19 protein-coding genes and 2 tRNA genes are annotated in these 21,542 nt (G+C 69.2%); 9 read left to right on the top strand and 12 right to left on the bottom strand.

Features of this window, described 5'->3' with window-relative positions:
- Positions 1–258: 258 nt before the first annotated feature.
- The 3 genes from OVA30_RS24860 to OVA30_RS24850 form a co-directional block, all read right to left on the bottom strand.
- A tRNA-Ser gene (locus tag OVA30_RS24860) sits at positions 259–348 on the bottom strand.
- Between the two features lie 158 nt (positions 349–506).
- Positions 507–2,042, bottom strand: coding sequence for a heme biosynthesis protein HemY (locus OVA30_RS24855; RefSeq protein WP_268177318.1), 1,536 nt, complete (start codon positions 2,040–2,042; stop codon positions 507–509).
- Between the two features lie 117 nt (positions 2,043–2,159).
- Positions 2,160–3,830 (bottom strand): COG4223 family protein, encoded by a 1,671-nt coding sequence (locus OVA30_RS24850; protein WP_268177317.1) that lies wholly within the window; start codon positions 3,828–3,830, stop codon positions 2,160–2,162.
- Here OVA30_RS24850 and OVA30_RS24845 point away from each other — a divergent pair.
- A complete protein-coding gene (locus OVA30_RS24845) occupies positions 3,781–4,476 on the top strand; it encodes a hypothetical protein (RefSeq protein ID WP_268177316.1) in 696 nt (231 codons plus the stop codon). The two genes, OVA30_RS24850 and OVA30_RS24845, sit on opposite strands and share 50 nt — an antisense overlap.
- Before the next feature lie 106 nt (positions 4,477–4,582).
- Here OVA30_RS24845 and OVA30_RS24840 read toward each other — a convergent pair whose 3' ends face one another.
- Positions 4,583–5,293 (bottom strand): uroporphyrinogen-III synthase, encoded by a 711-nt coding sequence (locus OVA30_RS24840; RefSeq protein WP_268177314.1) that lies wholly within the window; start codon positions 5,291–5,293, stop codon positions 4,583–4,585.
- Positions 5,294–5,470: 177 nt separating this feature from the next.
- Between OVA30_RS24840 and tsaD the strand changes: the two genes are divergently transcribed.
- Positions 5,471–6,514 carry a tRNA (adenosine(37)-N6)-threonylcarbamoyltransferase complex transferase subunit TsaD gene (gene tsaD / locus OVA30_RS24835; protein WP_268177534.1) on the top strand — a complete coding sequence of 348 codons (1,044 nt, stop codon included), beginning with the start codon at positions 5,471–5,473 and terminating at the stop codon, positions 6,512–6,514.
- 16 nt (positions 6,515–6,530) lie between these two features.
- Here the strand turns inward: tsaD and OVA30_RS24830 are convergent, their stop codons facing one another.
- Positions 6,531–8,006 carry a methyl-accepting chemotaxis protein gene (locus OVA30_RS24830; protein WP_268177313.1) on the bottom strand — a complete coding sequence of 492 codons (1,476 nt, stop codon included), beginning with the start codon at positions 8,004–8,006 and terminating at the stop codon, positions 6,531–6,533.
- A 545-nt stretch (positions 8,007–8,551) separates the two neighbouring features.
- Here OVA30_RS24830 and OVA30_RS24825 point away from each other — a divergent pair.
- Together OVA30_RS24825 and OVA30_RS24820 are read left to right on the top strand one after the other, a co-directional pair.
- Positions 8,552–9,577 carry an NAD(P)H-dependent glycerol-3-phosphate dehydrogenase gene (locus tag OVA30_RS24825; RefSeq protein ID WP_268177312.1) on the top strand — a complete coding sequence of 342 codons (1,026 nt, stop codon included), beginning with the start codon at positions 8,552–8,554 and terminating at the stop codon, positions 9,575–9,577.
- 101 nt (positions 9,578–9,678) lie between these two features.
- Entirely contained in the window at positions 9,679–10,101 is a 423-nt protein-coding gene (locus OVA30_RS24820) for an EVE domain-containing protein (RefSeq protein ID WP_268177311.1), read from the top strand.
- A 15-nt stretch (positions 10,102–10,116) separates the two neighbouring features.
- Here the strand turns inward: OVA30_RS24820 and OVA30_RS24815 are convergent, their stop codons facing one another.
- Entirely contained in the window at positions 10,117–11,307 is a 1,191-nt protein-coding gene (locus tag OVA30_RS24815) for an acyltransferase family protein (RefSeq protein ID WP_268177310.1), read from the bottom strand.
- A gap of 382 nt (positions 11,308–11,689) precedes the next feature.
- On the opposite strand from OVA30_RS24815, the gene OVA30_RS24810 reads away from it, so the two are divergent.
- Entirely contained in the window at positions 11,690–12,307 is a 618-nt protein-coding gene (locus OVA30_RS24810; RefSeq protein ID WP_268177309.1) for a ParB-like protein, read from the top strand.
- Here the strand turns inward: OVA30_RS24810 and OVA30_RS24805 are convergent.
- Together OVA30_RS24805 and OVA30_RS24800 are read right to left on the bottom strand one after the other, a co-directional pair.
- The gene (locus tag OVA30_RS24805; protein WP_253399385.1) at positions 12,271–12,783 is read right to left on the bottom strand and encodes a disulfide bond formation protein B; all 513 of its coding nucleotides are present in this window, start codon (positions 12,781–12,783) and stop codon (positions 12,271–12,273) included. The genes OVA30_RS24810 and OVA30_RS24805 overlap by 37 nt on opposite strands.
- Positions 12,780–13,361 (bottom strand): YqaA family protein, encoded by a 582-nt coding sequence (locus OVA30_RS24800; RefSeq protein WP_003602707.1) that lies wholly within the window; start codon positions 13,359–13,361, stop codon positions 12,780–12,782. Before OVA30_RS24800 ends, OVA30_RS24805 begins: the two co-directional genes overlap by 4 nt.
- Before the next feature lie 210 nt (positions 13,362–13,571).
- Here OVA30_RS24800 and OVA30_RS24795 point away from each other — a divergent pair, with 210 nt between their 5' ends.
- Together OVA30_RS24795 and OVA30_RS24790 are read left to right on the top strand one after the other, a co-directional pair.
- Positions 13,572–14,798: an FAD-dependent monooxygenase gene (locus OVA30_RS24795; RefSeq protein ID WP_268177308.1), complete on the top strand. Its 1,227-nt coding sequence runs from the start codon at positions 13,572–13,574 to the stop codon at positions 14,796–14,798.
- A 147-nt stretch (positions 14,799–14,945) separates the two neighbouring features.
- Positions 14,946–15,030 (top strand) — tRNA-Leu (locus tag OVA30_RS24790).
- 20 nt (positions 15,031–15,050) lie between these two features.
- Here the strand turns inward: OVA30_RS24790 and OVA30_RS24785 are convergent.
- Entirely contained in the window at positions 15,051–15,962 is a 912-nt protein-coding gene (locus OVA30_RS24785; RefSeq protein ID WP_268177307.1) for an AraC family transcriptional regulator, read from the bottom strand.
- A 148-nt stretch (positions 15,963–16,110) separates the two neighbouring features.
- Between OVA30_RS24785 and OVA30_RS24780 the strand changes: the two genes are divergently transcribed.
- On the top strand, positions 16,111–17,127 hold the full coding sequence (locus OVA30_RS24780; protein WP_268177306.1) for an aldo/keto reductase: 1,017 nt from the start codon (positions 16,111–16,113) through the stop codon (positions 17,125–17,127).
- Position 17,128: 1 nt separating this feature from the next.
- Here OVA30_RS24780 and OVA30_RS24775 read toward each other — a convergent pair whose 3' ends face one another.
- A complete protein-coding gene (locus OVA30_RS24775) occupies positions 17,129–17,821 on the bottom strand; it encodes a glutamine amidotransferase-related protein (RefSeq protein WP_268177305.1) in 693 nt (230 codons plus the stop codon).
- Positions 17,822–18,433: 612 nt separating this feature from the next.
- A complete protein-coding gene (locus tag OVA30_RS24770; RefSeq protein ID WP_268177304.1) occupies positions 18,434–18,754 on the bottom strand; it encodes a metalloregulator ArsR/SmtB family transcription factor in 321 nt (106 codons plus the stop codon).
- 90 nt (positions 18,755–18,844) lie between these two features.
- Between OVA30_RS24770 and OVA30_RS24765 the strand changes: the two genes are divergently transcribed.
- Complete coding sequence (locus tag OVA30_RS24765) at positions 18,845–19,771, top strand: acyl-CoA desaturase (protein WP_268177302.1); 927 nt, start codon at positions 18,845–18,847, stop codon at positions 19,769–19,771.
- Positions 19,772–19,975: 204 nt separating this feature from the next.
- Here the strand turns inward: OVA30_RS24765 and eat are convergent, their stop codons facing one another.
- A complete protein-coding gene (eat, locus tag OVA30_RS24760; RefSeq protein WP_268177301.1) occupies positions 19,976–21,352 on the bottom strand; it encodes an ethanolamine permease in 1,377 nt (458 codons plus the stop codon).
- Positions 21,353–21,542 lie beyond the last annotated feature (190 nt).

Raw genomic sequence — 21,542 nt, 5'->3', positions numbered from 1 at the left:
CTGAGGCTGGAGTGCGGGGTTGACGGTTGGGACCCCAACAACGCGCCTTCCTCGAACAGCGCATGAGGGAACGCGGAAGCGGCGGACGCTCTCTAAGATTCGGTCTCAGAAGACGTGATCGCGGTCCGGCACGTCAGAGAATTCCCACCGACGGACGATGGCATCCAGCCGATCTGAGAAGCTGGCGGAGAGGTCGCTTGGGCAGGCAGCGCGCCGCTCCAAGAGACGAAAGCAGCTTTCATGGTTTTTTGGAATTTCTGGCGGAGGGAGCGGGATTCGAACCCGCGATACCGTTTCCGGTATACACACTTTCCAGGCGTGCGCCTTCAACCACTCGGCCACCCCTCCGGAACCGGCCGGGGACCGACGCGGGCGCGGGGCGCGGGCGGTGGTCTCTTGCGGCAGGTGCGGGTCTGTAGCCGGGGCGTGGGCGTCTGGCAAGGCGAAGAATGCCACAGACGCACGCGTTGTGCGCCGCCCGGCTCCGGTCCGGGCGGCGTGTGGGTTCAGGCGATGCGGCGCGGACGGTCCGCAGCGGCGGCCTGCGTGGCCGATGACGGGCCGGTGGGGCCATTGACCGGAGCGGGCGTCGGCGGAACCGAGGGGGTGCCTGCACCGGTCTGGAGGAAGCCGGGCGTGGACGGGGCCGGGCTGTCCGTGGTGACCGGAGCCGGTACGGACGTGGTCGGGATCGCCACCGGAGCAGCGGGCTCGGCCGGAGCCGGGGCCGGGGCGTCGTCGTCCTCGGGCCCGGCCAGGATCTCCGGCGGGGTCTTCCACACGAAGGCGTCGAGACGGCCGGAGACCGGCGAGACCGGCGCCCAGCGCTCGGAGATGATGCCGTCGGCGACCCAGGCCGGGTCGCGCGGGGCGCGGGCCGCACGGGCGAGCCACTCGCGGGAGCGTCCACTCTCGGCGCCGTGCTCGGCGGCCTCGATCCGCGCCATCATCCGGCAGACGCGCGCCGTCGGCCGGTCGTCGGTGAGCGGCGCCAGCGCCTCGCGGGCGCGACCGAAATCCTTGGCCTCGGTCGCGGCCTGGGCGATCACCAGACGCGATTCCGGCTCCCAGGACGAGAGCTTGGCCAGATTTTCGGCGCGGGCCAGCCGGTCGCGGGCGGAGTCGCCTGTGCGCAGGTTGAGGTAGACCTTGGCGAGTTCCGGATGCGGGGTCGCCTTCCACGCAGCTTCGATGATCTTGGCGGCCTTGCGCAGATCGTTGCGCCGGGCGAGCAGCCGGCCGGCAATGACGGCCGCCGGCACGAGGTCGGGGGCGAGCTTGACGGCCTTGAGGGCCTGCTCGGTGGCGGTATCGGGCTCGCCGGCCTCGTGGCGCTGGGCGGCTGCGGTGAGCAGCACCGCGCGCTGGCGGCGGGCGGCGTGCTTGTCCATCAGCCCCAGCGCCGCGCGGCGCTCCACGGTCTCGGTCGCGGCAGACCACTCGCCGTCGGCGCATTGCGCTTCCAGCACCGCTTCGTTCGCCCAGGTGACGCTCGGCGCGAGTCGGGCAGCCTCGGAGGCGTAGGCGCGGGCAGCGCCCTCGTCCTCACGGCGGCGGGCCTCGACGAACAGGCCGCGCAGACCCAGCACACGGGTCTCGGGATCGTCGGCCATGCGCTTGAACGCCTGTTCGGCCGCGTCCCGGTCTCCGGAAATCTGCGCCGCCTGGGCCTTGAGGAGGAGCGTCAGCGGCTGGCTGCCGAGCAAACGCTCGGCGTCGCCCGCATGGCGGCGGGCCGCGAGCGGGTCACCGGAGCCGACGGCGATCATGCCCCGCGAGAGCGAGGCGAGGCCCTTGTTGCGGCGGCGCTCGCGGGTCGAGCGGCTGATGCTGGCGGGCAGGCCGATCACGCCGGTCACGACCGCCCAGATCAGGCCGAGGACGATCGCCGCCACCAGCACACCGGTGAGGGCGATGGCGAGGCTCATGCCGATCTCGTAGCCGTTCCAGACGACGGTCACGGTGCCCGGATGGTCGGCGATCCACACCGCGCCGTAGGCGGCGACGGCCAGGAGGGCCAGGAAGACGAGGGCGCGCCACATGGGTCAGGGCCTCCTTGGGAGCACGGGGAGCGGGCGCACGCGGCCCGGGCAGAGTGGAAGGGGGGAACGCCGCGCGGGGCGCGGCTGGTTCGTCGTCATCGATGGCGGTCCGGGCCGTCAGCGTGCCGGCGGCAGGCCGGTGAAGGCATCGGCCAGCAGCGCCTGGGCCGCGCGGCCCGCCTCGGCGCGCGCCGAGAGCCGCGTTCCGAAATCGCCGCCCTGCGCCCGCGCCTCCTCCGGAAGGGTGGCGTAGGCCTTGGCCGCCTCGGCGAGGTCGCCACGGTCGAGTGCCGCCTGAACCTGCGCGGTCGAAGCCGAGCTGCCGGCGGCCTGGGTTCCGCCCGCGGTGGGTCCGTCGGCGCGCTTCACCTGCACCAGGGAACTCGCCATGTTCATCAGACGGTCGCCCACGCTGCCGGTCTCGGCGACGGATTTGGCCTGGGCCGCGCGCTTGGCCTCGGCGATTTTCTCCGAGATCCGACGGAACTCCGCGGCGAGGCCTGAAGCGGTCGGCGCGCCCTTGTCGGCGAAGGGGCCGAGCGCGTCGAGGCGCTTGGAATCCGCCGGTTCGAGGTTGCGCAGGCTGGCGAGCGCATCCGGGTAGGGTTGGCCCGCCTCCAGCGCCGAGGCGATCCGGTCGGCCGCGACGATGCGCAGGGCCGACTGCACGGTCGATTGCTTGGCGCTCTGATCGACCGCCTTGTCGAGGCCGGCAATCCGCTCCGACTGTTCCTGAAGCTTGCGCTCCAGGCCCTTCACGGCTTCGTCGGCGCGGGTCTGGGCGGCGTCGGCGGCCTGCTTGCTCGCCTGCGTCGCCTCCTGCACGGTCTGGGTCGCGGCGGCGATGCGCCCGTCCAGCGCCTTCTGCACCTCGTCCACGCGCTTGCCGAGGGCGGCCTCGGCCGCTTCGTCCGCCTTGGCACGGGACGCGACATCCGCCTGCAGCGCCGCGATCTTGTCGGAGAGATCGGACGCAGCACTCTTGCCGCCGTTCGTTTCGAGCGCCTTGAGCCGGTCGTCGAGGGCGGCGAGGGCGGCCGGATCCATCGTCTGGGCGGTCTTCACCTCGGCCGTGCCGTCGCGGCCGGGCTCCTCCTGCAGCGCCGAGACGCGCTGATCGAGGGCATCGAGACGTGCGGCGATGTCGGCGGGGACGGCCGGCGCGGGAGCCGAACCGTCGGCCGAGGGGGCCGTGGCGGGGGCGACGCCCGCCTTCTGCAGAGCTTCGTTGGCGCGGTCGGCGGCGGCCTTGGCCGCGGTTTCCGCGCGGGCGACGGCGTCGGGCAGGGGCTTCAGTGCCTGCTCATTGGCAGCGAGGCGCTTGTCGAGCCCGGCTACGGAATCCTTCGTGGCAAGGCTCGCCAAGGACTTGTCGAGATTTGCAAGGCGCGGATCGGCGCCCCGCTGATAGGTGGTGACGCCGTAGAGGAGGCCGGCGCCGATCAGGCCGCCGATCAAGCCCGAGGCGGCCACGGAGCCGAAGCCCGCGCCGCCGCGCGCCGGTGCCGCCTTCGCGGTGTCTTTGGGCGTTTCCTTGGCGGCGTCCTTGGCCGAAGCGGATGCGCCCGCGCTCTCCTTGCCGGCATCGGGTTTCGCGCCCGGCTTGGCGGCATCCGCCGCATCGGACAGGCGCTTGGCCTTGAGATCGAGGATCGGGCCGTCGGTCAGCGAGGCCGCCTCCGTCACCCGCGTGGCGCCCGGCGCCGCTCCCGGCTTGGCTCCCGAGGTCGCATCCGGCTTGGCGCCGCTGGAGCCAGCGCTTCCGGAGGCCGGTGTCTCCGGCTTCACCGTGCTGCTGCCGGTCGTGCCGCCCTTGGCGGACGTGTCCGGTCTGGCATCGGTCGCCTTAGCGCCGGCCGGATTCGGCGGAATTGCGCTGCTGCCGGTGGCGCCCGGCTTCGACGGTGCATTGCCTCCCGGTATGCCGGAGGCAGCGGCCGGCGCGCCGGACGGCTTTCCGGGCTCGGTGGGTTTGTTGGACATCGTTCCTGCGCTGGTCGAGGCGGCCGACGGAGGGACCGCGCTGCTGCCAGTGGCGCCGGGCTTCAACGGCGCGTCTGCTCGAGCGTCCTGCGGGCGCGCGGAAGACCCAGGCGCATTGCTACCGGCCAGGGCGCTGCTGCCGGTCGGACCCGCCTTTGCGGGCTCGGACTTGACCGGCTCCAACGCCGCTGGCCCCGACCTGGCCGGCTCGACCTTCGGGGTGGAGGCCGCTGCGGACGGCTCGCCAGGCTTGCCCATCGCCTTGTCGGCGGGCCGGGACGAATCCTTCGTCACGTCCCTGGCCGCTTCCCGGGCCTGCTCCGGCGACTTGCCTTGTTCCGAAGACTTGCCTTGCTCCGGCGACTTGGCGCCATCCCTGGCGCCGTCCTTGGGTGAAGTCACGGGCGTTCGCTCCATTCAGCCGCCGCACCGGCGCAGTGTGCTCCCATAGAAGAGCGAACCGGCGCCGTCATCCATCGGAACCGCTTCCGGGTTCCATCTCCGACGCTCCGACACGCTCTCGCGTCCCCACCGGCCCGCGGGGGCGACGAGGCCGTTCAGTCCGAAGCCGCGAGACCGGCAAGGAGAGCTTCCTCGCTCGGGCGCGCCGCTACAAAATGGGCCGCGACGCCGAGCTCGACCAGTCCCAAGGCCACGTCCGGAGACAGGCAGTAATGCGCCAGCGCCCGAAACGCTCCGCCTAGACCGGCTTTGACGGACAAATGCACCGCGATTTCGGCGCTCCGTCGCGAAAAATGCAGGGCCGCGGCGAGCGGCGCGCCGTCCCGGCCCATCAGCCCCTGCACCACCGGCTCCGGCAGGGCTGCCTCGGCCAGAGCGGCGTAGGCGGTCCAGGTCGTGACGCCGTAGCCCACGGCCGTGAGGCTCGCGGCGGGCTCGGCCTTGCGGTCCTCGCCGGCCGCGTGGAGGAGAGTGCCGCCCGGCCGCACATGCGCTGCGACGAGCCGGGCCAGGCTGACGGCGTCCCCGTCGGCGCAGTGCACGGAGCGCAGGCCCGCTCGGTCCGCCCGCTCGGTGGTGCGGGTGCCAACCGCGAAGACCGGTGCCTCGGGAAGGCCGGCCGCGGCGAGCGGCGCGGCGGCGTTGGCGCTCGTCAGGATCAGCCCGTCGAACCGGCCGGTGGGCGGCGGCCCGTCGCTCGGCGCGATCCGCAGCACGGGCGCCACCAGCGCCGCATGGCCGAGCTCGGCCAGCCGCCGTGCCGTGCGGCTCGCGCCCGGCTCGGGCCGCGACACCCAGATCCGCATGCGCCCTTCTCCCTCACGCCATCCACAGCGTCCGTCGGCGTCGAGCCTCACCTGTATCCGTCGGCGGTTTCGTCGTAGACGTGGTGTCGCGACCGGTCTGACCGAGCTTTCGCGAGATATGGAGTAGGCGGGCCGGCCCCCGGCACGCAACGGTGCGTGGACGTCAGCGTGACACTCATGAAGATCCTCGGCATCGAGACCACCTGCGACGAGACTGCCGCCGCCGTCGTAACGCTCGGTGAGGGGGAACGCGGACAGATCCTCGCCAACGAGGTGCTGAGCCAGATCGCCGAGCACGCAGCCTATGGCGGTGTCGTGCCCGAGATCGCCGCCCGCGCCCATGTCGAGGTGCTCGACCGGCTGATCGCCCGGGCACTTCAGCGGGCGGGGACGACGCTGAAGGAGATCGACGGAATCGCGGTTGCCGCCGGACCCGGCCTGATCGGCGGCGTGCTGATCGGCCTCGTCACGGCCAAGACCCTCGCCCTCGTCGCGCGCAAGCCGCTCCTCGCGGTCAACCATCTCGAGGCGCACGCGCTGACGCCGCGGCTCACTGACGGGCTCGCCTTCCCCTATCTGCTGCTGCTCGCCTCCGGCGGGCATACGCAGCTCGTCGCGGTGAAGGGGGTGGGCGATTATGTCCGGCTCGGCACCACCATTGACGACGCCATCGGCGAGGCCTTCGACAAGGTCGCCAAGCTTCTCGGCCTCGGCTATCCCGGCGGCCCCGAGGTGGAGCGGCAGGCGGAGAGTGGCAATCCGGAGCGGTTCGCGCTGCCCCGGCCGATGATCGGGCGGCGACAGGCGGATTTCTCGCTGTCGGGCCTGAAGACGGCCCTGCGCATCGAGGCCGAGCGGCTCGAACCCCTCGCCTCGCAGGACGTGGCCGATCTCTGCGCGAGTTTCCAGGCGGCGGTGGTGGATGTGGTGGTGGACCGCGTGCGCGTCGCCCTGCGCGCCTTCGCGGGCGTCGCCGGGCATCCGACAGCTCTGGTCGCGGCAGGCGGCGTGGCCGCCAACGGAGCGATCCGCCGGGCGCTCGCCGCACAGGCCGGGGAGGTGGGCTTGAGCTTCGTCGCGCCGCCGCTGCCGCTCTGCGGTGACAACGGCGCGATGATCGCCTGGGCGGGGCTGGAGCGCCTGCGCCTCGGCCTCGTCGACGATCTCACCGTGCCGGCCCGCGCCCGCTGGCCCTTCGCCGAGGTCGCGCCGGCCGCGTGAGGCCGGTGGCCTGAAATCAGGCCAGCGCGCGGGCGGAGGCGGTCACCTTCTGCACGGAGAGATCGACCTCGTTCGCCGCCTGCGCGATCCCGTTGGCGTTGCCGCGCACGGCGTCGACGCTGCGTGCGGCGGTCTGCATGTTGCTCGCGATCTCCTGCGTGACCGCGGCCTGCTCGGTGACGGCGGAGGAGACGCTCATCGAGATCTCGCTGAGATCCGTGATGGTCGAGACGATGGCGCGGATCGCCTCGACGGCCCGGGCCGAGGAATCCTGTACGGCGGCGATCTGCTGGCCGATATCCTCGGTGGCGCGCGACGACTGACTCGCCAGCGCCTTCACCTCGGTGGCAACCACGGCGAAGCCGCGGCCGGCCGCGCCCGCGCGGGCCGCCTCGATGGTGGCGTTGAGCGCGAGCAGGTTGGTCTGGTCGGCGATCGAGCGGATCACGGAGACCACCTCGCCGATCCGCTCGGCGGTGGCGGTCAGTCCGCTCACGATTCCGCCCGCCTCCTCGGCGCGGCTCACCGCCGCGTCGGCGGCGGTCTTGGCCTGCGAGGCGTGGCGGCTCAGTTCTAGGATCGAGGCCGCGAATTCCTCGGCGCCCGCGGCAACCGACTGGACGTTGTCGGAGGTGACGGCCACCGCGGCCGCCGTCTCGCTCGCCCGACGGCTGACATGCGACATCGCGCCGGTGATGGTGCCGAGATCGGATTCGATGGCGCGCTGCCCGTTCGCGCGCCGGAGGCGGTCGGCCACGGCCTGCGTGACGTCGCTGGCGAACTTCACGATGGCGCAGGGACGCCCTTCGCTGTCGAGAACTGGATTGTAGGAGCCGTAGATCCAGATTTCCCGTCCGCCCTTGGCGAGCTGCCGGAACTCGCCGGCCTGATAGGTGCCGTTCGCGAGCGACCGCCAGAACTCGGCATAGGCGGCGCTCTTCACTTCCTCGGGATCGACGAACAGGCTGTGATGCCGGCCGCGGATTTCCTCCAGCCGATAGCCTACCGCATCGAGGAAGTTTGCGTTGGCATCGGTGATCGTGCCGTCGAGGCCGAAATGGATCACCGCCTGAGACCGGTTGATCGCGGCGATCTGGCCCTCATAGCTCGCGTTGCGCTGGGTCTCGGCCGTGATGTCGGTGGCGAATTTCACCACCTTGTAAGGCTGCCCGCGCCGGTCGAGAATCGGGTTGTAGGAGGCCTGGATCCAGATTGAGCGGCCGTCCTTGGCGATGCGCCGGAACTCGCGAGCCTGGAACTCGCCACGGCGCAGAGCCTCCCAGAATGCCTTGTATTCGGGGCTCTCGCGCTGTTCGGGGGGCATCAGCATCGCGTGTGAACGTCCACGCAGCTCATCAAGGGTGTAGCCGACGAGGTCGAGGAAGTTGGCGTTCGCATTCGTGATGGTGCCGTCCATTGCGAACTCGATACGGCCTTGAGCACGATCGACGGCCGCAAGGATGGAATCTTGTTCCGAATGGAAGATCGCCACGGCTGAGGGCTCCAGGCATCATGAATTTCGATGAAAGTTGGTTTCCTGCAATATATTTAATCAACCGTTAATCTCATACCAAATGACTAGTATGGACCGTATTGGCGCGCCGAATGAACGACATTTCATCAGGATTAAAAAGTAATGCAGCTATCGAGACTTATTTTCCGAAATTTCAAACAAACCGAAAACAAAAAAAATTGAAAGGCAAGCCTGAGAGGGTATGAGGTAGGAAGGCGAAAGTTGAATTCACGCAGCCGGCGAGAAGATGTTTCCGTTTTTGCCCGAATTTGTGGCAGGTAGCGGTTTTTTGTGTCGGACCTGGTCGGAAATGCTTCGACAGGTCGACCTCACCTTGGTCCGTTCTCGCAAAATATTGCAAACAGGACAGGTGAGCACGCGCCATTGCCCGGGTTCGGGCCTCTTCGTCACAGGATCGCGGATCGGTACTCGCTCTTCTGCCGGTAGGTCGTTATCGCGAACCTGACGATGTGGCTCCGGGTCCGCACCTTGGCCGTAATGAGCCGGGCTGCACGAGGTTCCCGATGGAGGCGGACATGAAGTCAGGCACGCAGCGGCGGGACGAGGTCGTGGCCGTCGTCGGCGGCGGATCCTGGGGCACGGCTCTGGCCAACGCCGCCGCCGCGGCGGGGCGCCCGGTCACGCTCTGGATGCGCGATCCCGAGGCGGCCGCGCGGATGGAGCAGGCGCGCGCCAACGAGCGCTACCTCCCCGGTGTCGCTCTGCATCCGGGCGTGCGCGCCACGGCCGAGGCAGCCGCGCTGGCGTCGGCGGGCACGGTGCTGCTCGTCGTGCCGGCCCAGACCCTGCGCTCCGTGCTGGCGGCGCTGGCGCCCTCGCTGGCGCCCGGGGCCGCGGTGGTGCTCTGCGCCAAGGGGATCGAGCGGGGCAGCGACGCCTTCATGAGCGCGGTGGCGGCGGAAGTGCTGCCGGCCGGCTCCCCGGTGGCGGTGCTGTCGGGTCCGAGCTTCGCCTCCGACGTCGCCCGCGGCCTGCCCACGGCCGTGACCCTCGCCGCAGCGGACGGGGCGCTGGCGGCGCAACTCGCCGGGCTGCTCTCGGGGCCGGCCTTCCGGCTCTATCACACCGACGACGTGCGCGGCGTCGAGGTCGGCGGCGCGGGCAAGAACGTGCTCGCGATCGCCGCCGGCATCGTCGCGGGCCGCGGCCTCGGCGAGAGCGCCCGCGCCGCGCTGATCGCCCGCGCCTTCGCCGAGCTGATGCGCTTTGCTCGCGCCTGTGGCGGCCGGGCGGAGACGCTGATGGGGCTGTCGGGCTTAGGCGACCTCGTGCTCACCGCCTCCTCGCCGCAATCGCGCAACTTCGCCTTCGGCGAGCGTTTGGGGAAGGGCGCCTCGCCCGAGGAGGCCGCGGGCGGCAAGCTCGTGGAAGGTGCCTTCACCGCGCAGGCGCTGGTCGATCTCGCCAGGGCGAGGGAGGTCGAGATGCCGGTGGCCGAGGCCGTCGCCGCGGTCGTGGCCGGAGCGCTGACGGTCGATGCGGCGATGACCGGCCTGCTGTCGCGGCCGCTCAAGGCGGAGACGGCGTGAACACCCGTCGATGGGTTGAAAGCGGAGCGGTCCGCGCCCTTCAAGAGCGGCCGGATTTTCGATAAGCGAGGGCGCCTTTCCCGACGGAGCCGTCCCGCGCCATGGCCTACTGGCTGTTCAAGTCCGAGCCCTCGACCTGGTCGTGGGACCAGCAGGTCGAGGCCGGGGAGGGCGGCACCTTCTGGAACGGGGTGCGCAACCACCTCGCCAAGAAGCAGATGCAGGCGATGCAGGTCGGCGAGCGCGGCTTCTTCTACCATTCCAACGAGGGCAAGGCCGTCGTCGGCATCGTCGAGGTCATCAAGCCCTATTATCCCGACCACACCGACGAGAGCGGCCGTTTCGGCATGGTCGATGTGCGGGCGGTGGCGCCGATGCCGCGCCCGGTCACTCTCGAGGCGATCAAGGCGGCGACGGCGCTCAAGGACATGGCCCTCGTCACCAATTCCCGCCTCTCGGTGCAGCCGGTGACCGAGGCGGAATGGGCCACGGTCTGCGCCATGGGTGGCTACGGCGAGCGCTGAGCGGCGGCCGACCGCTCAGCGGGTGAGTGCACCGGGCGCCGGGCCGCTTCTGCGCAGCCGGGTGCCGACGCTGTGGAGAGCGCGTCCCAGACCCGCGCGCAGGGGCGGCTCGATCCGCTGCGACACCAGCAGGGATGCGGTGACGGCCGTCAGAATGCCGCCCGTCAGGCTCGCGGCCGGGGGGAGCCCGGAGACGGCCAGGAACCGCATCGCCAGGGCACCGACGAAGGTGTGCAGCAGGTAGAGTGGGTAGGTCGCGAGACCGAGATCACGGAAGCGCCGCCCGAGGCCGGGAAAAGCGTCGGTCAGCGCCGTGTTCGCGCGGATCGACAGGCAGAACAGGGCCATGAAGACGGCGTAGAGGAACCAGGCCATCGCAGGGCTCCGGTCGAGGCCGAGCAGGACGCCAACAAAGCCGGCATCGTAGCGGATCTGCAGGAAGCCCCCCGTCAGGCAGATGGCGAGGCCGGCCAGGCGCAGCGCCGTCAGACCGTTCCGCACTGCGCTCCACAGCAGCACGCCGATGGCGAAGTGGCAGCCATGGGTGAGAAGGGCGAGCTTGGCGATCCGCGTGCTGATGATCCGGTCGAGGTCGGGCCAGAACGGCGTCGCCGCGAGGCACCACGCGAGCGCGCTGATGACGCCCACCGCCAGGATCACCGGCTCCAGCCGCTCGAACCAGTTCAGAAACAGCAGGGCATAGACCAGACCGTAGAACATGATCTCGATCCCGAGCGTCCAGTAGACGCCGTCGATCCAGCGGGGGACCGGGAACAGGACGAGGGTGCGGACGTAGCGCTCGAACAGGACTCGGGTGGTCTCAGGGTCGAAGAGCAGCGCGAGCCCGAAGGAGACGGTGGCGCAGAACCAGATGCCCGGCACGAGGCGCAGGATCCGCCCGGTGAGAAAGCGCGACGCGCTCGCCTGTGAGGCGGAATAGGCGATGACGTAGCCCGAGATCACGAAGAACATCGGCACGCCGACCCAGCCTTGTGAACTGACGGGCAGCAGGATCGGAAACGGGATCGACTGCCCGACGAGGGTGGCGGCCTCGCTCGACGGGACCATCCAGGCGGTGCAGGCGAGGTGATACAGCACGACGAGGCAGGCCGCGCCGAAGCGCAGCAGGTCGAGGCCGATCAGGGGCCGGGATGCGTGCGGGCGCGGCGCGGCCGAGGTCTCGCTGGCGGTCGGGACGATTGACATGCCTGTGGTCCTGGTGCCGGGACGATGCCGTCTGTCGGACAATCATCCGGCAACGCGATGCTCGTCTGTTGTGTCTTCGGGCAAACACGCGCGCGGGACAACGGCATGAAAATACTGATGCCGCCCCTTTCTCCGTGACATTTTCCAATTGGGCTAAGAAAGCCGAAATCCAGTCTCACGGATCTGTGAGGCTCGAGCTTGTGTCCGGCACCCGGCGAAATCCGTTCCGCTTCGCATCGATTGACGTTCCGTGAGATGCCGGCCCGGTCGCCGACCGTCTGCAACGTTCCTCGAAGCCGGCTTCCGCGTTTCGGAGGGTGGATCGGACGGCATCGTTGATCCGGCGCCGTTCCGGGCGCGCTCGAAACGAACGGGAGACTTCATGGCACCGCGCGAACCCCTGCTCATCTCCGTGCCGATCGCGGAACTGCGCCCGACGCAGATCACGGTGGGCTACCGTGAGGTCGAGGAGAAGCGCCGCCGCTGGCGGGCGCACGATCCCGAGAAGAAGGCGGAGTTCCTCGGCTCGCACATGATCCCGGTGCTGCTGGGCCCCAAGAAGAAGCACTACGTGATCGACCACCACCACCTCGCCCTCGCCCTCCAGGAAGAGGGCGAGGAGAACGTGCTGGTGACCGTGGTCGCCGACCTGCACAAGCTCGACAAGGATGCCTTCTGGACGGTGGCCGACCACAAGGCCTGGGTCCATCCCTACGACGCCGCCGGTCTGCGGGTCGGCTTCGACGACATCCCGAGGGTGATCGCGGATCTTGCCGACGACCCGTTCCGCAGCCTCGCGGGCGAGCTGCGCCGGGCCGGCGGCTTCGCCAAGGATACGACGCCGTTCAGCGAGTTCCTGTGGGCCGATTATCTCCGCCGCAACCTGAAGCGAAAGCTGATCGAGAAGGATTTCACCCAGGCGCTCGAGCAGGCGCTGCGCCTCGCGAAGGCGCCGGATGCCGGCTACCTGCCCGGCTGGTGCGGGCCCCTCGACGGCTGAGCGAGCAGCGCGGCCGCGGCGGCCAGAAGGCCGAGGCCGGCTGCGATCAGCGCGTTCCAGCCGGCAAGCGAAAGGCCGAGGAAGCGCCACGCGGCGGCCGTGCAATCCACCGGCCGCACGTTCTCGAGGTTCTTCAGGAAGTCGGACACGTCCGCCGGTCCGGCTCCGGAGCCGCCGCCGCAATCGCTGGGGCCCGGCCAGAACCCCCATTCCGCGCCCGCGTGATAGACGCCGAGACCGGCGCCGTAGATCAGCACCAGCGCGACGAGCCCGAGGACGAAGCGCGCGGGCCGCGGCGGGAGCCCGGCGGCGATCAGGGCCAGCGGCGCGGCGAGGTAGTAGGGCACCCGCTCGGTCAGGCAGAGCTTGCACGGCACGTAGCCGAGGCCGTGCTCGAACACGAGGGCGCCGCCGACGGTGAGTGCGGCGCCAAGCGCCACGGCGAGCGCGGCGGCCCGCAGGGTGAACCGGCTCACAGCATCACCTTGAAGGCGACGAAGCCCAGGATCACCACGGCCGCGAACAGCCCCGCCACCACGTTGAGGTGCCGGTCGAGCACCGCGCGGATGCCGATGCCGTAGCGCCCGAGCAGCCATGCCAGCAGGAAGAAGCGCGCCCCGCGGGTGATGACCGAGAGCAGCATGAACCAGAACAGCGAGTAATGGGCGAAGCCCGAGGTGATGGTGACGAGCTTGTAGGGGATCGGGGTCAGGCCCTTTAGCAGGATCACCCAGTGCCCGTAGGTGGCGTAGGAGGCCTGGAAGGTCTCGGCCTTGTCGGCGAGCCCGTAGAGATTGAACAGCCACAGCCCGACCGAATCGAACAGCAGCGCGCCGATGGCGTAGCCGAGCAGCCCCCCGAGCACCGAGGCGACAGTGGCGATGGTGGCGTAGAGCCAGACCCGGTCCGGCCGGCTCACCGCCATCGGCACCATCATCGCGTCCGGCGGTACGGGAAAGAACGAACTCTCGGCGAAGGCCACCGCTCCGAGCGCCCAGGGCGCGGACGGCTTGGCGGCGAGCGCGAGTATCCACTCGTAGAGCCGGCGGATCATGGGGCCTCTTTGGAGTGCGGGAAGCGGTGCCCTTTCAGCACAGATGCGCCACGGAGGCGAGGGCGGAGGCGCTTGACCGCAGGCAACCGCACCGCGAGCGATGTCGTGAGCGCTTAGGGCGGGTTCGCGCTGGGCCTCTGTCCGCGGCCGCCCATATCTCCGAGGCCGGGGCGGCGAGCGCTGCGGATCGATGGGAAACGGGTTCTGCCGATGTCGCGCCGCGTCTTGATCACAGGGGCCAGCGTGGCCGGCAACGCCGCCGCGTTCTGGCTGGGACGTGCGGGCTTCGACGTCACCGTCGTCGAGCGCGCCGCCGAATTCCGCGGCGGCGGCCAGAACGTCGATGTGCGCGGTGTCGGGCGCGAGGTGATGCGGCGGATGGGCCTGGAGCGGGCAGCTCTGGAATGCGGCACCGGCGAGGAGGGGACCGCTTGGATCGACGGACGGGGGCAGGTCGCCGCCCGCTTCGCCACGGCAGACATCGACGGGGACGGCCCCACCGCCGAGATGGAGATCTTGCGCGGCGATCTGGCCCACCTGCTCTACGAGGCGGCCCGCACGCACGCCGCTTTCCGCTTCGGCGACCGCGTGAGGCGCATCGAGCAGGACGCGGACGGCGCCACGGTCGGCTTTGCCGGTGGACGGACCGAGCGCTACGACGCCGTGATCGTCGCCGAGGGCGTCGGATCGTCGACCCGCGAAAGTGTCTTCCCCGGGGAGAACGATCCGCGCTGGATGGACCTGACGATTGCCTATCTCACGATACCCAGAACTGCGGACGACGACCGGATGTGGCGCTGGTACAATGCCACGGAGGGCCGGGGCGTATCTCTGCGCCCGGATCGCCACGGCACGACGCGGGCGATGCTGATGATCCAGCAACCGCCGGGCGGCGAACAGGATTGGGCGCCCGACCGGCAGAAGGCCTTCCTGCGCACGCGGTTCGCGGATGCCGGCTGGGAGGCGCCGCGTGTGCTCGCCGCTCTGGACGAAACTGACGATTTCTACTTCGACGTTCTGCGACAGGTGCGAATGAAAACCTGGTCGAAGGGACGTGTCGTCCTGACGGGCGATGCCGCGTGGTGCGTCACGCCGCTGGCCGGCATCGGCACCACTCTGGCGCTCACCGGGCCCTACGTTTTGGCCGGCGAGATGGCCCGCAATGGCGATGTCGTCGGCGCCTTCGCAGCCTATGAGCGGGCCATGCGCCCGATGGTGAGCAAGGCCCAGGGTGTCCCGAAGATCGCGCCGCGGTTGATGAACCCGCACAGCCGCCTCGGTATCCGCCTTCTGCACACCGCCCTGCAGGTCGCGAGCAATCCGAGCCTGCGCAACCTTGCCGCTCGGGCGTTCGCCCGGCCGCCCGTGGTGCCGGATCTGTCACCCTACCGGGCGATGGAGACCGTCCGCGTCGAATCTCCGAGCCTGTCGAATTGAGTTAGGCCGACGGAGCCATGGCTCCTCACGCGGAGGGTCTGGGCGCATGCATGGCCCCGAAGCACCCTGGTCCTGGTGCAACTGGATCGTCCGGCAAAAATTCGCTCTGGCCCGTCGCCCCGGCTTGTGCCAAGAGGCGCGTGCGTCGCGGGTATGGCGGAATTGGTAGACGCGGGCGACTCAAAATCGCCAGCCGAAAGGCGTGGGGGTTCGATTCCCTCTACCCGCACCAGCTCTCCCCAACGGAAGCGATCACGGCAGCGTCGGCTCGGCGGTGAGACGCGCGCGGATCGCGGCGCCGTCCCGGCCCGGCGGAGCTCCGAACAGACGGCGATAGTCGCGGCTGAACTGCGACGGGCTCTCGTAGCCGATGGCGTAGCCCACGCCTGCCACGTCTCCGGCGGCGAGCAGCAGGCGGCGCGCCTCGTGAAGCCGGACCTGCTTCTGAAACTGGACCGGCGTCATCGTCGTCACCGCCTTGAAATGACGGTGGAAGCTCGCGGGGCTCATACGCGCCAGCGCCGCCAGATCGGCCACGCGCAGGGTTTCGGCATAGTGCTCGCGGATCCAGGCCGTCGCCCGGCCGATCCGCGCGGCATGGCTCTCGGGCAGGCCGACCTGCCGAAGGGCCGGGCCGAGCGGACCGCCGAGCAAGCGCCAGACGATTTCCCGCCCGATTAGCGGTGCCAGCACCGGCAGGTCGCGCGGGTGATCGAGCAGGGTCAGGAGGCGCGCGAGAGGATCGCACAGGTCGGGGTCGAGCGTGACAGTGCGCAGCGGCGCGAAAGCCGGGGCGGGCGCGGCTCCCTCCGCAAGGGTCTCCGCCTGGGCGCTGAGCAGATCGGCCAGAGCGTCGAGATCGATGGCGAGGCTGAGCGCGAGATAGGGCCGCGCCGGGCTCGCCTCGGTGATCCGTGCCGTGACGGCGAGATCGAGCGAGGCGAACAGCGCTTGGCCCGCGGCGTAGCGGAAGCCGGTTTCCCCGAGCAGCGTCGTCTTGGCGCCCTGCGCCACGACGCAGAAGGAGGGGCGGTAGACCGAGCGGATCGGCCCGCTCGGCGTCTCGGCACGGTTGAGGAGCAGCCCGTCGGCCGGTGTCTCCCGGCCGAAGCGATGCCATTGCCGTTCGATCAAAGCCGCGAGGCCGGAAAGGTCGGTCGTCATGGGTGAGGATCCTAGCGTGCTTGCCGTGCCCGCGCACCCGATCGCGGCAGCTTTGAGAGGATCGGGCAACGGCTTGAGAGGATCGGCCGTGCACGCGAGGCCGCGGACGCCGTAACAGGGGCTGTCCCTTCCAGACGGAGATTTCTCCATGCGCATGCGCCCCCTCGGCCGGAGCGGCCTGTTCGTGTCCGAACTCTGCCTCGGCACCATGACCTTCGGCGGAAGCGAGGGTTTCTGGGGCCAGATCGGCCGGCTCGGCCAGGACGAGGCCGATACCCTCGTGAAGACCGCGTTGGATGCCGGCATCAACTTCATCGACACCGCCAACGTCTACGCGGGCGGGATGAGCGAGCGCATCCTCGGCCAGTCGCTCAAGAATCTCGGCATTCCCCGCGACGACGTGGTGGTCGCCACCAAGGTGCTGGGTCCGATGGGCGAGGGTCCGAATGCCCGCGGCGCCTCGCGCGGGCACATCCTCAGTCAGTGCAAGGCGAGTGTGGCCCGGCTCGGCCTCGACCATATCGACCTTTACCAGATCCACGGCTTCGATCCGGCGACCCCGATCGCGGAGACGCTGGAGGCGCTCGACACCCTCGTGCGCCACGGCCATGTCCGCTACCTCGGCTTGTCGAACTGGGCGGCGTGGCAGGTGATGAAGGCGATCGGCATCGCCGAGATGCGCCGGCTCGCGCCCATCGTCTCGCTTCAGGCCTACTACACCCTGGTCGGGCGCGACCTGGAGCGCGAGATCGCACCGATGCTGACCGCCGAGGGCGTGGGGCTGATGGTGTGGAGCCCGCTCGCCGGCGGCTACCTCTCGGGCAAGTATGACGGCGAGGGCGCGGCGGCGGATGGGCGGCGCACCACTTTCGATTTCCCCCCGGTCGATCGGACCCGCGGCGGCGTCACGCTCGATGCCATGCGCGGAATCGCCGAGGCGAGAGGGTGCAGCGTGGCGCAGGTGGCGCTCGCGTGGCTTCTGCACCGGGACGTGGTCACCAGCGTCATCGTCGGCGCCAAGCGCGTCGGGCAGCTCGAGGACAATATCGCCGCGACGCGGGTGCGGCTCGACGCCGAGGAACTCGCCCGGCTCGACGCGGCCACCCGGCTGCCACCGGAATATCCCGGCTGGATGCTGGAGCGCCAGGGCGCGTACCGGACTTGATCTAGTCCCGCAGGAAGCGCCGGATCCAGCCGGCCACGCGCGCGCTGTCATGCGGCGCTTCCAGCGAGGCCAAAGCCGCCGGCACCAGCGTCGGGTCGCTTGCCCCGGCCCGGTGTCCGTCGGTGAGCGCGCGGGCATAGTCCGGCGCGAATTCCGGGTGGCACTGGAACGAGAGGGCGGGGCGATCGCTCCAGGCCAGCACGCCGTAGGGCGTGAAGGTGCTGCCCGCGAGCACCCGCGCGCCGGGCGGCAGGGCCACGACCTGATCCTGATGGCTCACGGGGATGGCGATCGTTTCGCAGCTGTCCATGAAGGGCGCGCGCTCCGCTACCGCGTAGGCGTGGAGCCCGAGGCCCCATCCGCGCTGCGAGCGCTCCACCCGCCCGCCGAAGGCCTGCGCCAGGGCCTGATGTCCGAAGCAGAGGCCGACGAGCTTCTTCGAGCGGTCGAGGCTGCGCAGGAAGGCGAGCAGGTCTTCGACCCAAGGGGTCGCGTCGTAGACCGAGGCGGGCGAGCCGGTGATGACGAAGGCGTCGAACGCCTCCGGCGCCTCGGGCCAGCGGCCAACCGTCACGTCGAAGCCGGTGAAGGCGTGGCCGTCGCCGATCAGTGCCTCCACCATCGCGCCGTAGGAGGGAAAGCGCCCGCCCAGCCGCTCGGGCGGGTGGCCGGTCTCGAGGATGGCGATGTTCATCGGGTCGAATCCAGGACTAGAACCCAGTCAGCTTGACTGCGTAAAGGGCTGTTGAGGGGGGATGCGGAAGTTCACCCATCGCCCGCAAGCGGACGTTCCGTTTCCGACCCATGCCCGCCGCCCGCACCGCTCTCGGCGCTTCCCGAAAGCGGTCGTTCGTTTGCCGCCCGGCAGCTTCAGCCCGGGGCGGGAAACGGGACGCATACGTTAGCGTTCGAGTGTTTGGCTGCGGTCCCGACAGAAACCGAGGGAGGTCGGCATCATCGATCGCTCAATCCTCCTGCAAACATCGCCATCGATACGGCAAGGTTCGGGGCGTTTGGGAGGGCAGTCTCCGTAGGCACCATGGCGTCCCACGGAGGCCGGCTCCGATGGCTTCCTATCGATTTGGTCGACAACGAAGCTCCTCCGACCCCTTGGAGGAATCATCACTGCATCAGTGGCAGAGATCATCCGATGGCGCATGCGGGCTCGCTTCATCCTCGGAGGCTTGCGCCAGCCGCCAGCTCAACAGTTCTGCGACGCGTGAATGGGATCTGCCGAATGTGCACTCTCTGAGGGCGGTCGCCGGGGATCTACCCGCAGGCTGAAGTGGAATTATCCAGCTCGGGTTCAGCGATCTTCGCGGGTAACGTCCTTTGCCAACGCTGCGCTCTCCCGCTTGAGCGGACGGCTTGTTGGGCATGCTTCCTGCGCGAAGCCATGCAGGGCGTTGATCAAACTGTCCGGCGTCTGTCGGTAGAAAATGAACTGCCCGCGGCGCTCGCTTTCTATCAGCCCGGCCGCCTCGAGGATCGACAAATGCTGGGAGATGGATGCCTTCGACATGGCGAACCGCGCAGCGATCTCGCCGGCGTTGAGTTCGGTATGAGAGAGGTAGGCTAAAATCTGGCGCCGGACGGACGATGCCAGGGCTTCGAAGACGCGCTGCATCGCAGGATGTTTAGTTGATGAGCTAACCATTGACAACTCGGAGCGATTCGTCGTTTAGGATATTTACTAAATATCTAATGACGGCTAGCAATGACCGAAGCGCCCCGATGCAGCTCGACGACTCGCATGATCGCCGACGCCCACACGTCGGCCGCTGACGGTCACTTGGAATGGGCGCCGGCCAAGTCACTTTGGATCGGTGGCATGCTGGCTGCAGCCCTGCTGCTTGGCCCCATTTTCGTGACACCCGGGGCTGTCGCGCTGTTCCTGGTGACGACTGTCATCACGCTTTGCGCAGGCCATTCGATCGGAATGCATCGGTTGCTGGTGCATCGCAGCTTCTCGGCAAAGCCCTGGGTCGAGTATGTTTTGGTCTACCTGGGGACCTTGGTTGGAATGGCGGGTCCGATCGGCATGGTCCGCCTCCATGACATGCGCGATTGGGCGCAGCGGCAGTCCGCCTGCCACGATCTCCACGCCAATCGACTTCCACTCCTGCGTGACGCTGTGCTGCAGATGCACGCTCGACTCGTACTGACTCACCCCCCTCTGTTCGTTGTGGAGCCGAGGATCGTAGGTGACCGGATCTTTCGTTGGCTGGAAGCGAGCTGGATGCTGCAGCAACTGCCATGGGCCGTCCTGTTCTATGCGATAGGCGGGCTGCCGTGGTTGGTTTGGGGGATTCCGGTCCGGGTCGCCGTATCGTTGACCGGGCACTGGCTTGTCGTGCACCTGACCCATCGTCATGGACCCCAGGGTTGGGTGGTCGATGGTGAGTCCGTTCAAGGACATGACTTACCGGCAGCGGCCTGGCTCACCTTCGGCGAAGCTTGGCATTCAACGCATCACGCATGGCCGGAGTCGGCACGCCTTGGAACGGAACCAGGTCAAGCCGATCCCGGCTGGCGGCTGCTGCAAGGCCTGGAACGTCTCGGCCTCGTCTGGGATTTGAAGCAGCCCGGCGTTCTGCAACCTCGGCCCGGCGTTCGAAAGCTTCAGGGACCAACGACCTCGTAGCGGTTGTTTCGGACCGCTCCGGGGGGAGCGCTCGCCGACACGACGTCTGCTTCGATGCCTTTTCGTGCGAAACCCGGCTGGCGGAAATCCACCCAACTCAGCCGTGGGGGTCGCCTTGATCAAAGGCCGGAAAGCGGACCTTCCCAGGGTCTGCAATGGGTCGAATGCGGCTCCTCGTATGGTCAAGCTGGTTGTATCGTGAACTTAGATCGCCGGATCGTAGGCGGAAACCGTCGCCGGAGCCGCAGGCTTGGCCTTGAGCCGCACGAGCAGAACGGCCGCACTCATCACCGCGGCGAAGATCGCGAAGATCAGCGGGTTGTAGACGATGAGCGCTATGAGGCAGACCACGGCCATGACGAGCGCGAAGGCCGGCGCGTAGGGGTAGAGCGGCGCCCGGTAGGGGCGGGCGAGGTCCGGCTCGCTGGCGCGCAGGCGGAACAGCGCGGCCATGCTCATGACGTACATGGTGAGCGCGCCGAACACCGCCATCGTCACGATGCTGGCGGTGAGCGACTGCCCGGCGACGCTGATCAGGTTGTCGCTGTAGATCGCGGCGATGCCGACGATCCCGCCCGCCAGCGTCGCCACGTGCGGCGTCTGGAAACGCGGATGCACCCGCGCGAACATGATGGGCAGGAAGCCGGCGCGGGCGAGCGCGAAGATCTGGCGGGCATAGCCCATGATGATGCCGTGGAACGAGGCGACGAGGCCGAACAGGCCGAGCCACACCAGCATGTGCAGCCAGCCGCTCGACTCGCCCACCACCCGCTTCATCGCCTGGGGCAGGGGATCGTTGAGGTCGGACAGGCTCTTCCAGTCCCCGGCGGCGCCGGCGAACAGCATCACCCCGAAGGCGAGCGCGGTCAGCGTCAGCACGCCGGTGATGTAGGCGATGGGGATGGTGCGCTTGGGATCTTTCGCTTCCTCCGCGGCCATGGCCACACCCTCGATGGCGAGGAAGAACCAGATCGCGAAGGGGATCGCGGCAAAGATGCCGCCGATGGCCGCCGGACCGAAGCTGTCCCCTCCGGCCCAGCCGCCGGCCGTGAAGTTGTCGAGGCGGAAGGCCGGGGCGACGACGCCCATGAAGACCAGAAGCTCGGCCACGGCCAGCACGGTGACGAACAGTTCGAAGGTGGCGGCGATGCGCACGCCGACGATGTTGAGGCCCATGAACAGCAGGTAGGCGCCGAGCGCCGCGTGTTTCGGGTCAAGCCCCGGATACTGGACATTGAGATAGGCGCCGATGGCGAGCGAGATCGCGGGCGGCGCGAACACGAATTCGATCAGCGTGGCGTAGCCGGCCACCGCCGCCCCCGTGGGCCCGAAGGCCCGGAGCGCATAGGCGAAGGGGCCGCCCGCCTGCGGGATCGCGGTGGTGAGTTCGGTGAAGCTGAAGATGAAGGCCACATACATCGCGGCCACGCACAGGGTGGTGACGAGGAAGCCGAGGGTGCCTCCTTTCGCCCAGCCGTAGCTCCAGCCGAAATACTCGCCCGAGATCACGAGCCCGACGGCAATGCCCCAGAGATGGAAGGCGTTGAGGCTCTTGTCGAGCGTGGTCGAAGGCGTCGGCATCGTGCAACTCCGCAGTCCCGGCCCAACCGGCTTCGGCCCGAGAGGCGGCGTCCGAACGGGGCCATGGGGCGGAAAGGCCAAGCAAGAGCGTTGCCGCTTTCCGTGGTTGCGGTGCTCGTCAGGCGCGGGGCCGTAAGGCCTTCTCGGGAGGGCCGCCGCATGCCGGCGCCGCTCAACCCCTCTGGACCGG

Source organism: Methylorubrum sp. SL192, from assembly GCF_026672325.1.
GTDB classification, from domain to species: Bacteria; Pseudomonadota; Alphaproteobacteria; order Rhizobiales; family Beijerinckiaceae; genus Methylobacterium; species Methylobacterium extorquens.
This window is presented reverse-complemented; position numbering and strand designations above follow the sequence as displayed.